We start from the raw sequence: 2495 nt of genomic DNA on the forward strand, positions 1-2495 counted from the left end.
CGAACAGAGTCTGGTCCATGGAAGATTCAACGGAGGCGAGACAGGTCCGGCGGACACGGTGGGAATGACATTCCGCTCGGCCCGGACCAGGTCGCGGTGAGCATCCGCCAACGCCGCGCGGGTGCGTCGAGGAGACCTCCGTCGCGCCCGCCGGCCGGGAGAGGGTGACGCTCGCCGCGGGCGTGGAGGCGCTGCCGGTGACCACCCAGGGCTGACAGATATATTTCGTAGCTCGATATATGCTCGATGCATGACCAGACAGAATCCGCCCTTGACGGAACCGCAGTACTTCATCCTTGCTGCACTCATGGATGGTCCGTTGCACGGTTACGGCATCATCAAGGCTGCCGAGCAGGCCACGGACGGGCGGCTCCGGATCGCTGTCGGCACTCTCTACGGCGCGCTGGAGCGGATGGAGCGGGCCGGGCTGGTGGCCGCCAGCCATGAGGTGATCGTGGACGGGCGGGCGCGGCGCTACTACGTGGATCGCGCTGCCGGCCGCAGCAGCCATGATCTGGGCCGGCGCCACGTCCCACGGCCGCACCCTCTTCGGCGACGAGGGCAAGGCGGGCCTGGGCTACTACGGGCTGGGCGCCCCGACAACGGCCCGTGACCTGGTGCTCTCGGGGGCACTGTGCGCCGCGTGCGCCGTGCTGGCGCTCTGCCGTCCCAGCCGTCTGCGACGCCGCTCGTACCGCTGGCTGGCCCCCGTCGTGCTCGCCATGTTCGTGGCCGGGGGCCTGCACATCATCTCCGTCAGTCCGGCCTTCCAACGCGGCCTGTTCGTCCTCGAAGTCGCGGCGCTGATCGCCGCGTGGGTGGCGACGGCCGCCACCGGCGACTACCGGTGGCTGATCCCCGTCGCGGCGGTCGCGTTCATCCGCACGCAGGCGATCGTCGTCCAGCCGGACGCGTTCATGCAGTCCCTTCCGGACCTGGTCGTCCTCCTTCTCCTGATCGCACCCCTCCCGGTCCTGGCGATCAACGCCCAGCGCCGGGAGAACCGGGCGCTCGCCGAATAGGAGCGGACCCCCGGTGGGCCGACCGAGCCCGGCGGCCCACGTCGTGCCGCAAGACGTGCGTGACCGAACTCCCCCCAACGGAAGAAACAGAACGATGACTCAGCACGATTCCCCGTCCCTACCCGCGCACCGTCCGGGGGCCTCAAGGCAGGCCCCCGAAGACCCCAGCCCGTCGCGTACGACACGGCCGTGGATGCCGGCTCTGCTGTACACCCTGGGGTTCCTGACGGTCTACCTGCTCGCCATCTGCACCCCGTGGGGGCAACGAGCTGAGAACGCCCTGTTTGATCTCGGTAAACAGGGCGGCGAAGAAGCATGGATCTACCCCCTGTCAGGAGCGGCCTACGGCTCGACGCCCCTGCCGCCGATGGAATTGAGTGCCAAGCCCACCCTGATGGCGGGCCTGGCCGTCATCGTGGTCCTCACCCTGGTGCGGCGGTGCTGGCGGCAGGGGTGCGCGGCGCTCGGGGTCGTCATTCTCACGACCGGAGGCAAGGAGGTGCTCAAATCGACCATCCTGCCCCGCCCCGATCTGGTGGGCGCGCCCGAGAATCTCCTTGATCAGGGTTTCCCCAGCGGGCACACGGCCATCCCCGCCGCGCTGACCCTCGCCGCCGTCCTCGTGGTTTCCCCCCGCATCCGCCCCTACGTCGCCACGGCCGGTGTGCTGTGGCTCGCCTGCATCGCCGCCGCCAGCGCGACTATGGGCGGCCACCGGCCCAGCGAAGTGCTGGGAGCCACACTGTTGGCCTGTGCCTGTTACGGCCTCGCAACCTGGCTGCTGCCGCCAGCCGCCGCGCCAGGCGCCATGCGGAGCCCCCGTGCGCTGCCCGTCATCACCCTGACGCTGGCACTGGCCGTCGCCCTCGTTTCCGGCGCACGGAACGACACCCTCACAAGGTCACTGGTCTCCGCGGCGACGGCCTTCATATGTGCGGCCCTGGTCTGGTACGCCGCAGTCGGGCGGCCCGCACACACCGCACGCCGCACACGCCCCGCACTGGACAGACCACCCCGGCCGGCTCCGGGCGGGAACCGGCGCATCCTGACAAAGCAGCGGTCCGACGCCACCGCCCAGTCGTAGAAGCCGTCGACGCCCGAGCGGGGATGCACTCCCGCCCTGTGTGTCCTCCCGTACTCCGGTCAACAAGCCGGTGTCGCCCGGCGCGGCAACCGGGCGGCACCGGACGGCCAGAATGATCACGTGGCTGAACGCGTGCGGGTCCGGGAGATCGATGACGACGAGGGCAGGCGGTTGCTGCAGATCATCCGCAGAGGCACCGGTTCCGTGGTGACCTGGCGGCGGGCCCAGATGGTGCTGTTATCCGCGCAGGGCATGCTCGTGGCGAAGATCGCCGAGGTGACGTTCACCAGTGTGGACCGGATCCGGGACGTGATCCACAACTTCAATACCGACGGCTTCGACTCGCTCTACCCCAAGTACAAAGGCGGCCGGCCCAAGACCTTCACCCT

General features: G+C 69.4%; 4 protein-coding genes. All 4 read left to right on the forward strand.

All coding sequences use genetic code 11. From position 1 onward, the window contains the following. The first annotated feature begins 250 nt into the window (after positions 1-250). The gene (locus ACFVYE_RS47190) at positions 251-613 is read left to right on the forward strand and encodes a PadR family transcriptional regulator (RefSeq protein WP_389609756.1); all 363 of its coding nucleotides are present in this window, start codon (positions 251-253) and stop codon (positions 611-613) included. Further along, complete coding sequence (locus ACFVYE_RS47195; protein WP_389609758.1) at positions 510-1022, forward strand: hypothetical protein; 513 nt, start codon at positions 510-512, stop codon at positions 1020-1022. The genes ACFVYE_RS47190 and ACFVYE_RS47195 overlap by 104 nt, the downstream gene beginning before the upstream one ends. Positions 1023-1116: 94 nt before the next feature. Then, entirely contained in the window at positions 1117-2106 is a 990-nt protein-coding gene (locus ACFVYE_RS47200; RefSeq protein WP_389609760.1) for a phosphatase PAP2 family protein, read from the forward strand. A 120-nt stretch (positions 2107-2226) separates the two neighbouring features. Further along, the coding region (locus ACFVYE_RS47205) for a transposase (protein ID WP_389609762.1) at positions 2227-2495 on the forward strand (269 nt) is incomplete at its 3' end.

It is taken from the genome of Streptomyces sp. NPDC058239 (genome assembly GCF_042882185.1).
In the GTDB taxonomy this organism is placed as follows: Bacteria; Actinomycetota; Actinomycetes; order Streptomycetales; family Streptomycetaceae; genus Streptomyces.